The following is a 9,338-nucleotide window of genomic DNA, read 5'->3' as shown; positions in this document are numbered from 1 at the left end:
CGGCGCGCATCATCTGGCGGCCGAGGCGCCGGGCGGTCTGCCGCAGTGCGGGCGAGGCGGTGCGGGCGTCCGCGGCCTCGTCCAGGGCGAGCGGGTCGGCGCCCGCCGCGGCCGCGGCGGCGACCGCCGCGGCCACCAGGCCCGCGGTGTGGAGTCTGCCCCGGCAGAAGTCCTCGAGCGTGCCGGGGCCGGTGATCCGGCCCGCCGTGACGGCGGCCTCGGCCCCTGCGGAGTGGGCGTGGCCGCCGGCGGGGAAACGGCCGTCGGCGAGCAGCAGCAGCGCGGCGCGGTTCATCGTCCTCCTGCTTCGGTCAGAACAGGAAGTACCGCTGGGCCATGGGGAGTTCCACGGCCGGGGCGGGTTCGACGACGTCTCCGTCGATGCGGACGGTAAAGGTGTCGGGGTCCACCTCGACGCGCGGCATGGCGTCGTTCTCGCGCATGTCCGCCTTGGTGACGCGCCGGGTGTCGCGGATCGGGAGGAAGCGCTTCCCGAGGGCGAGGCGTTCGGCGAGGCCGTCCTCCAGGGCGGTGTGCGTCACGAAGGTGAAGGAGTTGGCGGCGGGGGCCCCGCCGATCGCACCGAACATCGGGCGCGGCAGGACCGGCTGGGGGGTCGGGATGGAGGCGTTGGCGTCGCCCATCTGCGCGTAGGCGATCTGGCCGCCCTTGAGGACGAGTTGCGGCTTGACGCCGAAGAACGCCGGGTCCCACAGCACCAGGTCGGCGAGCTTGCCGCTCTCGACGGAGCCGATCTCCCCGTCGAGCCCCTGGGCGACGGCGGGGTTGATGGTGTACTTGGCGACATAGCGACGTGCGCGCAGGTTGTCGGCCCGCCCGTCGCCGGGCAGGGCACCGCGCCGCCGCTTCATCACGTGCGCGGTCTGCCAGGTGCGCAGCACGACCTCGCCGATCCGGCCCATGGCCTGGGAGTCCGAGGAGATGATCGAGATCGCCCCCAGGTCGTGCAGGACGTCCTCGGCCGCGATCGTGCCGGGCCTGATCCGCGACTCGGCGAAGGCGAGGTCCTCGGGCACGGCGGGGTTGAGGTGGTGGCAGACCATCAGCATGTCGAGGTGCTCCTCGACGGTGTTGACGGTGTGCGGGCGGGTCGGGTTGGTCGAGGACGGCAGGACGTTGGGGTGGGCGACGACCGTCATGATGTCCGGTGCGTGCCCGCCGCCCGCGCCCTCGGTGTGGTAGGCGTGGATGCCCCGCCCGGCGATGGCGGCGAGGGTGTCCTCGACGAAACCGGCCTCGTTGAGGGTGTCGGTGTGGACGGCGAGCTGCGCACCGGTCGCCTCGCAGACCGTCAGGCAGGCGTCGATCGCGGCCGGGGTGGCGCCCCAGTCCTCGTGGATCTTGAAGCCCACGGCCCCGCCGCGCAGCTGGGAGAGCATCGCCTCGTGGGAGACGGTGTTGCCCTTGCCGAGCAGGCCGATGTTGACCGGGTAGTGCTCCAGCGCGGCGAACATCCGGGCCAGGTGCCAGGGTCCCGGCGTGATGGTGGTCGCCTTGGTGCCCTCGGCCGGGCCGGTGCCGCCGCCGACGAGCGTGGTGATGCCGGAGGCCAGGGCCTCGTCCACGATCGTCGGGGAGATGAAGTGGACGTGCGCGTCGACCGCCCCGGCGGTGACGATCCTGCCGTTGCCGGCGATGACCTCGGTCTCGGGCCCGATGACGAGGTCCGGGTGGACGCCGTCCATGGTGTCGGGGTTGCCCGCCTTGCCGAGCGCCGCGATCCGCCCGTCGCGGATGCCGATGTCCGCCTTGACCACGCCCCAGTGGTCCAGGACGACGGCGCCGGTGATCACCGTGTCGGGGGTGCCCTCGGCCCGGGTGGCGCGGGCCTGCCCCATGGACTCGCGGATCACCTTGCCGCCGCCGAAGACGACCTCGTCGCCCGAGCCGTCGGCGCCTCCCGACAGGTCCCGCTCGACCTCGATCAGCAGGTCGGTGTCGGCGAGCCGCAGACGGTCCCCGGTGGTCGGCCCGAACAGGTCGGCGTATACGGCACGCGAGAGCTCAGCCATCGAGGGCACCTCCGGTCTCACCGCGCAGTCCGGCCACGATCCGCGCGCCGCCGAGCGGCACGAGATCGACCTCGACGGGGATGCCGGGCTCGAAGCGCACGGCGGTGCCGGCGGCGACGGCCAGGCGCTTGCCGCGGGCCGCGGCGCGGTCGAAGACGAGGCCGGGGTTGGCCTCGGCGAAGTGGTAGTGGGAACCGACCTGGACCGGCCGGTCGGCGGAGTTCAGCACGGTCAGGCGGGTCACCGGCTTGCCCTCGTTGAGCACGACGGGTTCGGCGGCGTACAGGATCTCCCCGGGGATCACGCGGCGGCTCCTAGACGATCGGCTCGTGGACGGTGACGAGCTTGGTGCCGTCCGGGAAGGTGGCCTCGACCTGGACGTCGCGGATCATCTCCGGCACGCCCTCCATGACGTCGTCCCGGGTGAGCACCTTGCGGCCGGAGGCCATGAGTTCGGCGACGGTGCGGCCGTCCCTGGCGCCCTCCAGGAGGTGCGAGGTGATCAGGGCGACGGCCTCCGGGTGGTTCAGCCGCAGGCCCCTGGCCCGCCGCTTCTCCGCGACGTCGGCGGCGACGTGGACGAGCAGGCGTTCCTGCTCGTGGGGGGTCAATTGCATGGCCACACCTCGCAGTCGTCCCGGGTGAAGGGCCCGCGGGGCGTCCCCGGCCCGCGGATCCGCTCTGCCGTTGTCCGGAAGCCGCAGGCTAGTTCGGCGGCGTTTCGTCCGCGTTAACTCCCGCCCTCCGGGGTGGGGACGGCGGGCGCGCGGTCCGGCGCCCCCGGGAACGGCGGGGTGCCACGGCGCCGGCGGCGGGTCGCCGCCGATCGGTGTGCGGGCGACCTCCGGCAGCATGCCACGGCGCTCGCGCTCCTTGGCGCACGACACGGGTGCGGCGGCCACCCGGCGGGGCACGGGGTCGCGCGGCGCCTCGCTGCCGACCTTGACGGCGACGCGGTGCGACCCGCGTCGCCCGCCCCGGAGCGGTGCGGCCCGGCGTGCGGCCCGGCGGCCGCGCCGGCGCCGGGCACTCGTCGATGCGCGGCAGCGCCTCCTTGGACGGCCAGGCGGCCACGGGCCCGCTGGCGGGGCCGACCGCCTGGGCGCTGCCGTGCTGCGCCCGCCCGCGCCTGCCCGCCGCCGGGCAGAGGCCCCGCCCGCCGCTACGTGCCGCTCAGGCCCCGTCGTGGCGGGCGTTCGTCGTGCCGCGGTGCTCCGCGGCGATGCCGAAGCGGCGGCGTTCGCCCGTGGCGGACACCGTCCCACGCACCGAGGAGACCGTACTGACCACCGCCTCCTCGGGGGCGGCGTCCAGTTCTTGGAGTCGTTGCAGGTCAGCGGCGGAGACCAGAGCGACCAGCGGCTTGCCGTGACGTGTCACGACCACCCGCTCACCGCCGTAGACGACGCGGTTGATCAGCTCCGCCAGCTCCGCACGCGCTTGTGTCACCGGTACTTCGTGGGCCATGCTCCCCATCATAACGAGATGTACGTCCTGTACATTTTTTACAGCGACGGGCGCCCCTGCCCCGGGTGCCCACGGAGGTGCAGCGATGCTTCGACCGACCGCCCGCTACGTCCTGCCCGAGTTCACCGAGCGCACCAGCGAGGGCGTGCGTTCCATGGACCCGTACTCCAAGCTGCTCCAGGAGCGGATCGTCCTGCTCGGGACACCCATCGACGACACCTCGGCCAACGACGTGATGGCGCAGCTGATCCACCTGGAGGCCGCCGCCCCGGAGCAGGACATCTCGCTCTACATCAATTCCCCCGGCGGGTCCTTCACCGCGATGACGGCGGTCTACGACACGATGCAGTTCGTCAGCTGCGACGTGTCGACGGTGTGCGTCGGCCAGGCGGCCTCGGCGGCGGCCGTCCTGCTCGCCGCCGGAACGCCGGGCAAGCGGCTGGCGACCCCCGGCTCGCGGGTGCTGATCCACCAGCCCTCGTTCGCCGAGGTCATCCAGGGCACGACGGCCGACCTGGAGATCCAGGCCAGGGAACTGCTCCGCCGGCGGGATCAATTGGAGGAGCTGCTCGTACGGCACACCGGTCAGGACCGGGACCGGATCCGGGCCGACATCGAGCGGGACACCATTTTTGACGCTCCGTCGGCACTCGCCTACGGCCTGGTGGACCGGCTGACGATGAGCCGCAAGGACGGCGCGGGCCGCGCACCGCGCGCCCTGCGGTGACCGGCGATGGTGCCCGAACTGCCCCCGCTCCCGGCCCTGACCAGGGCCGAGGGCGAGCTCGTCGACGCCTATCTGGGGGTCGTGGACCTGCTGGGCCGGATCAACCCGTCCCGCTCCAGGGACACCTACGGGGCGCTGCGCGCCGCGCAGGCCCTGGTGGGACGGGCCGCGGAGCTGCGTGACGCGCTGACGCTGATGCACATGCGCGGGGAGAACGAGGTGCACACGGCGACGATGGAACGGGCCCTGCGGGTGCTCGACGGCGAACGGCGCGCGGGGCAGGTCGCCTTGCCGCCGTCAAGGCCGCGCTGACGGAAAGTCACGACACACTGGTCCGTTCGGGCGGCGCGAACTCGAACCGAATGGACTCGCCCGATCGTTGTATCTGCCGTGGACGGCCGAGTGGCCCCGAGTTGCGCGATATGGCCGCACACATCAGGAATCTGACGCTCCGTCCCTGGTGTTCGACTCCTTTCGAGTCGTCAGTCGGGGCCGTGTGTCGTGGAGTCCACCCGGATAGGTGAGTCGTGAACAGACTCACATTCGACCGGTTGCGCTGGGAATCGGCCGCTTCGGTGGGTGATCATCCCTTCGACGACAAGCCCCCGTCATCCCGGCGGGGCGGTCCGCGCGGACGCCGAATCCTGCCGCCGCGCGGATGCCAGGTCGACAACGACGCATCGGCAGGAGCGGAGGACCCGAGCACGGCGGGTCCGGCGCCGGTCGCCGGACCCTTGGGGTGAAGCCGCATCCGCGGCCGGGCATCTTCGCCTGCCCGAACCCGACAGGTCATCCTTCGCAGGCGGACGACGAAGGGTTGCGCATGAGTGCGCCGACAGCCATGTCCGGGGTCCTGTGCCGGCTGGGGGCGGTATCCGCCCTCACGGCGGCCGCCGTGGCCGGTCCCGCGGTACTGCCCGAACTCGCCCAGCAGGCCGAGGCGGCGACGGTCTCCGCCAAGGCGCTGAAGATCGCGGCGTCCAAGAAGGGCGCGCCGTACCAGTACGGGGCCGCGGGTCCCGGCAGGTTCGACTGCTCCGGGCTCACCTTCTACTCCTTCAAGAAGGCGGGCAAGAAGCTCCCCCGCACGGCGGGGGCGCAGTACAACAGCGTCCGGCACATCCGGAAGTCCGCACGGACCCGTGGTGACCTGGTCTTCTTCCACTACGGGAGCAACGTCTACCACGTGGGGATGTACGCGGGGCACGGGAAGATCTGGCACTCCCCCAGGCCCGGCGGCCGGGTCCGGCTGGAGAGGATCTGGAGCCGCAGTGTCTGGTACGGCCGGGTGAAGTGACCCCGGTCGCGTCGCCCGGGAGACGGGGCTCCCGGGCGACGCGACCGGCACCGCGGACGGGCCGGTAACGTGCCGGTGTGTCCCTGATACGGATCCTCGCCGACGCCGCCGCGGGCGTCTTCCCGCCCGCCGACGGCTCGGTGACGGTCCTGCCGCAGCCCGCGCCGCGCGACGCCGGGGTGATCGCCTTCACCGCCCATGCCGTGGTCTTCGCGGATGCCGATCCGGAGCGGATCCGCGGGCTGCTGCCGCCCGGCGATCTCTCGGCGCCGCTCGGTCCGCCGTTCCTCACCGCCCTGTGCGGGCTGCTGGACCGCACGGTGGACAACACCGACCTGCTGACCGCCGCCCCGGCCCTGCCGGGACCACCGCCGGTCGCCCTGGGCCTGCCCCTTCGGGAGACCGCCGACCGGGATCACCCGCGGATCGCCCGGGCCCTGCGCCACCGTGACCAGGTACGGGCGTGGACGGTGCCGGGGGGCACCGTGCTGACGGGCCGGGGTGTGGCGGGCCGCTGGGAGGCGGCGGTGGAGGTCGATCCGGAGGCGCGCGGCGCGGGCCTCGGCCGCCGGCTCGCGCTGGCGGCACGTCATCTCGTCCCGGAGGGCGGGGCGGTATGGGCGCAAGTCGCCCCGGGCAACGCGGCCGGCGTGCGGGCGTTCACGGCGGCGGGCTTCGTGCCGATGGGTGCCGAGGCCCTGCTGCTCACCCGGGAGGGCTGAGGACCGCCGGGGTCACTCGACGGCGGCGGCGGTGGCCCAGGGCAGGTGGATCCACACCGTCTTGCCGCCCTCCGCGGTCGGAGTGACCAGGAGCGTGCCGCCCGCCTCCGCCGTGAGATGACGGATGATCACCATGCCCCGGCCGTTGTCCTGCTGCACGGCGGCGGGCAGCCGCTGGGGCCACCGGGGGTGACTGTCCGTGACCCCGATGCGAAGTTGTTCGTCCCGGTCCAGCTGCACGTCGAGGGTGAAGGTGGGCGACTGGCCGAACGTGTGCAGCACCGCGTTGGTCGCGAGCTCGGAGACGATGAGCCGCACGGAGTCGGCCGGGTCCGAGTCCTCGGGCATGCCCCACTCCACCAGCAGCTCGCTCACGTAGCGGCGTACCGCGGGGACCGAGGCAGGGTCGCTCGGCAGGGTGACGGATGCTTCCTGGTGGTCTGCCATGGCGACGCTGTCCCTTTCCCGCCGTGACCAGGACGCCAGCCGCGCCGCGCCCGTGGCCGCGCGCGCGACGGCCGAAGGCGCCGTGCCCCGCCTTCCGCGCGGCACGTCCCCGTACGGCACTCACGCGCCAGAGTGTCACCCATCGTGCCCTTAATCCGGTGTCACCACAGCTATATGCATATATCTGTCGCCCAAAGCGGTGAACTCTGCTACGAGAGAACGTATTTGCGCGGCAGACTTCGCTCGGGGACCGGCGAGGGTGCCGGGAACCGGGAGGTGCACACACCATGCAGCAGGTGCCGGCGGTACGCCGCCGAAAGATCGGCTCGGAGTTGCGCCGTCTGCGCGACACGGCGGGGCTCACGAGCGGTGAGGCCGCCCAGCGCCTGGGATGGCACCAGTCCAAGGTGAGCCGGATCGAGACCGGCCGCAGCGGGGTGCGCCCCGAGGACGTCACGGCGCTGCTGGACGTGTACGGAGTGCGCGACCAGCGACTGCGGGAGATGCTCGCCGCCCTCGCCGGCGAGGGCGACCGGCGCGGCTGGTGGCATGAGTTCCGAGAGGAACTCCCCTCCGCCTACCGGGACTTCATCTCCCTGGAGACCGACGCCTGCCGTGCGCGGACGCTGGAGACGACGGTGGTGCCCGGGCTGCTGCAGACCCCGGACTACGCCCGCGAGCTCACCCGTTCCGTCCTCCCGCAACTCGGTCCGCGGCAGATCGCGACCCTGGTGCAGGTGCGGATGGCCCGCCAGGCGGTGCTGCGCGCCGAACCGCCGCTGGAGCTGTGGGCGGTGCTGGACGAGGCGGTGCTGCGCCGCAGCGTGGGGGGTCCCGGAGTGATGGCGGCGCAATTGAGCCATCTTGTGGATCTCGGTTCACTGCCTCATGTGCATCTGCAGGTGCTGCCTTTCTCGGCCGGTGGGCATATAGGCGTCACCGGCCCTTTCGTAATCTTCTCATTTCCGCGCATTGCTGATCTGGACGTGGTTGTTCTCGACCATTTGACGAGTAGTCTCTATCTGGATCAGCACGAGGACGTCAGGGCGTACGGTGCTGCCTTCAATCGGCTGCGCTCCCACGCCCTGTCGAGTGAGCAGTCGCTGTCCTTCATCTCCGCTATCCGCAAAGGCGCGTAAGGAGGCACACCCCCATGTCCGACGCTCTGCCTCAGTACGTCACCTCCAGTGCGTCCCTCTTCGGTGTGAATTGGCGACGCAGCAGCTACAGCACGGCGGCGAACAACTGCGTCGAGACGGCCCTCATCGGGGACGGGCCGCTCTCGGGACAGCTCGCCGTACGCGACTCCAAGGATGTGCGCGGCCCCGCCCTGCTCTTCCCCCCGGCGGCCTGGGCGGAGTTCCTCGCCGCCGTGGCGACGGGGAGCCTGACCGAACGCCCCTGACCTCAGGGGCGCGGCGGCGCCGTACGGACGATCGTCCCCACGGCGTCGCCGATCTCCCGGTCCGTCAGATCCGCCCGCGCGGTGAGCCGCAGCCGCGAGATCCCGTCGGGCACGGACGGTGGCCTGAAGCACCCCACCGCGAGACCCGCCGCACGGCACGCCGCGGCCCATTCGACCGCCGCCTCGGGCGACGGCGCCCGCACCGACACCACGCACGCGTCCGGCGCGGTGGCGTCCAGCCCCGCCCCCGCCAGCCGCTCGTACAGCTCGCGGGCGACCGCCCGGGCCCGTACGGCACGCTCCGGCTCCCGCCCCAGCAGGCGCAGCGCGGCGAGTGCCGCGCCCGTCGCCGCCGGGGCGAGGCCCGTGTCGAAGATGAACGTCCGCGCGGCGTTGACCAGGTGCTCGATGACCCGGGCCGGGCCGAGCACCACGCCGCCCTGGCTGCCCAGGGACTTGGAGAGGGTGGCGGTGCACACCAGTCCGGGCGCGCCCGCCAGACCCGCTTCGGCGGCCGCCCCCCGGCCCCCGGGGCCGAGCACCCCGAGTCCGTGGGCGTCGTCCACCAGCAGCGCGGCCCCGTGCTCACCGCAGACGGCGGCCAGCGCGCGGAGCGGGGCGGCGTCGCCGTCCACCGAGAAGACCGAGTCGGTGACGGCCACGGCGGGCCCGTCGTGGCCGATGAGCGCCTTGTGCAGGGCGTCCGGATCGGCGTGCGGCACGACCTCGGTGCCGGCACGGGAGAGCCGGCAGCCGTCGATGAGCGAGGCGTGGTTGCCGCTGTCGGAGACGATGAGCGTGCCCGGCTCGGTGGTGAGCGCGGTGACGGCGGCGAGGTTGGCGGCGTAGCCGGAGGCGAGGACCAGCGCCGCCTCGAAGCCGCAGAAGGCGGCGAGTTCGGCCTCCAGTTCGGCGTGCAGCTCGGTGCTGCCGGTGACCAGCCGCGAACCGGTCGATCCGGCGCCCCAGCGCAGGCAGGCGTCCGCACCGGCGCGGGTCACCTCGGGGTGGTGGGCGAGCCCCAGGTAGTCGTTGGAGGCGAGGTCGAGCAGCGGCGAGTGCGCGGGCCGGGGCCGCAGGGTGCGCACCAGTCCGGCGGCGCGGCGCCGTTCGGCGTGCGCGTCGATCCAGTCGAACGGGTCGCGGGTCATGGTCGTTCCCTGGGGTCGGCTCGGAGGGTTCGGCAGCACCGTAGTGTGCCGGACCGCCTCGCACGGTGTGGTGATGCACACACCCTGAG

At 72.9% G+C, this 9,338-nt stretch carries 13 protein-coding genes and 1 riboswitch; of the genes, 6 read left to right on the top strand and 7 right to left on the bottom strand.

Annotated elements, in window-relative coordinates; all coding sequences use genetic code 11:
* The 5 genes from PV342_RS36530 to PV342_RS36510 form a co-directional block, all read right to left on the bottom strand.
* Nucleotides 1–295: urease accessory UreF family protein (locus tag PV342_RS36530; RefSeq protein WP_500320461.1), on the bottom strand; the 295-nt coding region annotated here is incomplete at its 3' end.
* A 16-nt stretch (nt 296–311) separates the two neighbouring features.
* Nucleotides 312–2,033 carry an urease subunit alpha gene (locus PV342_RS36525; RefSeq protein ID WP_400806472.1) on the bottom strand — a complete coding sequence of 574 codons (1,722 nt, stop codon included), beginning with the start codon at nt 2,031–2,033 and terminating at the stop codon, nt 312–314.
* Nucleotides 2,026–2,337: an urease subunit beta gene (locus tag PV342_RS36520; protein WP_018561626.1), complete on the bottom strand. Its 312-nt coding sequence runs from the start codon at nt 2,335–2,337 to the stop codon at nt 2,026–2,028. The genes PV342_RS36525 and PV342_RS36520 overlap by 8 nt, the downstream gene beginning before the upstream one ends.
* A gap of 10 nt (nt 2,338–2,347) precedes the next feature.
* Nucleotides 2,348–2,650 (bottom strand): urease subunit gamma, encoded by a 303-nt coding sequence (locus tag PV342_RS36515; protein ID WP_354799516.1) that lies wholly within the window; start codon nt 2,648–2,650, stop codon nt 2,348–2,350.
* A 556-nt stretch (nt 2,651–3,206) separates the two neighbouring features.
* Nucleotides 3,207–3,500 carry a type II toxin-antitoxin system Phd/YefM family antitoxin gene (locus PV342_RS36510; RefSeq protein ID WP_329189373.1) on the bottom strand — a complete coding sequence of 98 codons (294 nt, stop codon included), beginning with the start codon at nt 3,498–3,500 and terminating at the stop codon, nt 3,207–3,209.
* Nucleotides 3,501–3,585: 85 nt separating this feature from the next.
* Between PV342_RS36510 and PV342_RS36505 the strand changes: the two genes are divergently transcribed.
* The 4 genes from PV342_RS36505 (at nt 3,586) to PV342_RS36490 (ending at nt 6,246) form a co-directional block, all read left to right on the top strand.
* The gene (locus PV342_RS36505; RefSeq protein WP_018561629.1) at nt 3,586–4,227 is read left to right on the top strand and encodes an ATP-dependent Clp protease proteolytic subunit; all 642 of its coding nucleotides are present in this window, start codon (nt 3,586–3,588) and stop codon (nt 4,225–4,227) included.
* Between the two features lie 6 nt (nt 4,228–4,233).
* The gene (locus PV342_RS36500) at nt 4,234–4,539 is read left to right on the top strand and encodes a hypothetical protein (RefSeq protein WP_386991959.1); all 306 of its coding nucleotides are present in this window, start codon (nt 4,234–4,236) and stop codon (nt 4,537–4,539) included.
* 351 nt (nt 4,540–4,890) lie between these two features.
* A riboswitch (cyclic di-AMP (ydaO/yuaA leader) is annotated at nt 4,891–5,047 on the top strand.
* Nucleotides 5,048–5,050: 3 nt separating this feature from the next.
* On the top strand, nt 5,051–5,524 hold the full coding sequence (locus tag PV342_RS36495; protein ID WP_386991958.1) for a C40 family peptidase: 474 nt from the start codon (nt 5,051–5,053) through the stop codon (nt 5,522–5,524).
* 77 nt (nt 5,525–5,601) lie between these two features.
* Nucleotides 5,602–6,246: a GNAT family N-acetyltransferase gene (locus PV342_RS36490; protein ID WP_400806463.1), complete on the top strand. Its 645-nt coding sequence runs from the start codon at nt 5,602–5,604 to the stop codon at nt 6,244–6,246.
* A gap of 12 nt (nt 6,247–6,258) precedes the next feature.
* On the opposite strand, the gene PV342_RS36485 is transcribed toward PV342_RS36490, so the two are convergent.
* Nucleotides 6,259–6,693, bottom strand: coding sequence for an ATP-binding protein (locus PV342_RS36485; protein WP_329189366.1), 435 nt, complete (start codon nt 6,691–6,693; stop codon nt 6,259–6,261).
* Nucleotides 6,694–6,980: 287 nt separating this feature from the next.
* On the opposite strand from PV342_RS36485, the gene PV342_RS36480 reads away from it, so the two are divergent.
* On the top strand, nt 6,981–7,832 hold the full coding sequence (locus PV342_RS36480) for a helix-turn-helix domain-containing protein (protein WP_400806460.1): 852 nt from the start codon (nt 6,981–6,983) through the stop codon (nt 7,830–7,832).
* Nucleotides 7,833–7,846: 14 nt separating this feature from the next.
* Complete coding sequence (locus PV342_RS36475) at nt 7,847–8,098, top strand: DUF397 domain-containing protein (protein WP_375816636.1); 252 nt, start codon at nt 7,847–7,849, stop codon at nt 8,096–8,098.
* Nucleotides 8,099–8,100: 2 nt separating this feature from the next.
* Here PV342_RS36475 and PV342_RS36470 read toward each other — a convergent pair whose 3' ends face one another.
* Nucleotides 8,101–9,249, bottom strand: a complete 1,149-nt coding sequence (locus tag PV342_RS36470; protein ID WP_500320457.1) for an 8-amino-7-oxononanoate synthase — start codon at nt 9,247–9,249, stop codon at nt 8,101–8,103.
* Nucleotides 9,250–9,338: the final 89 nt, after the last annotated feature.

The sequence above is a fragment of the Streptomyces sp. PA03-3a genome (genome assembly GCF_033792735.1).
Lineage (GTDB): Bacteria > Actinomycetota > Actinomycetes > Streptomycetales > Streptomycetaceae > Actinacidiphila.
This window is presented reverse-complemented; position numbering and strand designations above follow the sequence as displayed.

Excerpts from the sequence above, each read along its gene's own strand:
- PV342_RS36525 (WP_400806472.1), bottom strand. The coding sequence starts at position 2,033 with ATGGCTGAGCTCTCGCGTGCCGTATACGCCGACCTGTTCGGGCCGACC.
- PV342_RS36515 (WP_354799516.1), bottom strand. The coding sequence starts at position 2,650 with ATGCAATTGACCCCCCACGAGCAGGAACGCCTGCTCGTCCACGTCGCC.
- PV342_RS36510 (WP_329189373.1), bottom strand. The coding sequence starts at position 3,500 with ATGGCCCACGAAGTACCGGTGACACAAGCGCGTGCGGAGCTGGCGGAG.
- PV342_RS36505 (WP_018561629.1), top strand. The coding sequence starts at position 3,586 with ATGCTTCGACCGACCGCCCGCTACGTCCTGCCCGAGTTCACCGAGCGC.
- PV342_RS36500 (WP_386991959.1), top strand. The coding sequence starts at position 4,234 with ATGGTGCCCGAACTGCCCCCGCTCCCGGCCCTGACCAGGGCCGAGGGC.
- PV342_RS36495 (WP_386991958.1), top strand. The coding sequence starts at position 5,051 with ATGAGTGCGCCGACAGCCATGTCCGGGGTCCTGTGCCGGCTGGGGGCG.
- PV342_RS36485 (WP_329189366.1), bottom strand. The coding sequence starts at position 6,693 with ATGGCAGACCACCAGGAAGCATCCGTCACCCTGCCGAGCGACCCTGCC.
- PV342_RS36480 (WP_400806460.1), top strand. The coding sequence starts at position 6,981 with ATGCAGCAGGTGCCGGCGGTACGCCGCCGAAAGATCGGCTCGGAGTTG.
- PV342_RS36475 (WP_375816636.1), top strand. The coding sequence starts at position 7,847 with ATGTCCGACGCTCTGCCTCAGTACGTCACCTCCAGTGCGTCCCTCTTC.
- PV342_RS36470 (WP_500320457.1), bottom strand. The coding sequence starts at position 9,249 with ATGACCCGCGACCCGTTCGACTGGATCGACGCGCACGCCGAACGGCGC.